The 614-nt window shown below is 52.0% G+C and carries 1 protein-coding gene; it reads left to right on the plus strand.

Annotated elements, in window-relative coordinates; all coding sequences use genetic code 11:
* Window positions 1-148 precede the first annotated feature (148 nt).
* Window positions 149-580 carry a VOC family protein gene (locus DK870_RS29170; RefSeq protein WP_161550434.1) on the plus strand — a complete coding sequence of 144 codons (432 nt, stop codon included), beginning with the start codon at window positions 149-151 and terminating at the stop codon, window positions 578-580.
* Window positions 581-614: the final 34 nt, after the last annotated feature.

Raw genomic sequence — 614 nt, forward strand, 5'->3', positions numbered from 1 at the left:
CGGCCAGACGCTGCCACTCAATACGACTCGATAATTCCCACCCGAGCGTGCATCATCGCGCTTGCCACGATCCCGTCGTGGCATCGAAGCCATCAGTGCAGAACATGCCCGCCCACAAAAACAAGCCTTTTGAAATGGAAGTCATCTCGTGTTCGAACGTAACAAACTGGTTCCGGAGTTAATGGTTACCAACCTGGATAGCAGCCTAGGTTTTTGGGTTTCTCGTCTGGGGTTCAAAGTAGCGTATCAACGCCCGGAAGATGGATTTGCATACCTTGATTTGAATGGTGCTCAAGTCATGCTTGAGCAGGTTGATTCGAACGCGGGTCAATGGCTGACTGCGCCGTTGACCAAGCCGTTTGGAAGAGGCATCAACCTGCAGATTGATGTTGAGGCTGTCGCACCCATCATCCAAAAACTTGATACGGCTGGATGTCCACTCTATCGAGCATGCAAAGACACCTGGTATCGGGCTGACAATGTAGAAGTAGGCCAGCGCGAATTCATCGTACAGGATCCCGACGGTTATCTCGTAAGGTTGGTAGAGAGGTTGGGTGAGCGGCCGGCTTGCTCAATTTGAATCTGAGCCAATCCGACCGTCAGCTTTGGGTCGA

It is taken from the genome of Pseudomonas sp. Q1 (assembly GCF_009935975.1).
Lineage (GTDB): Bacteria > Pseudomonadota > Gammaproteobacteria > Pseudomonadales > Pseudomonadaceae > Aquipseudomonas > Aquipseudomonas palleroniana.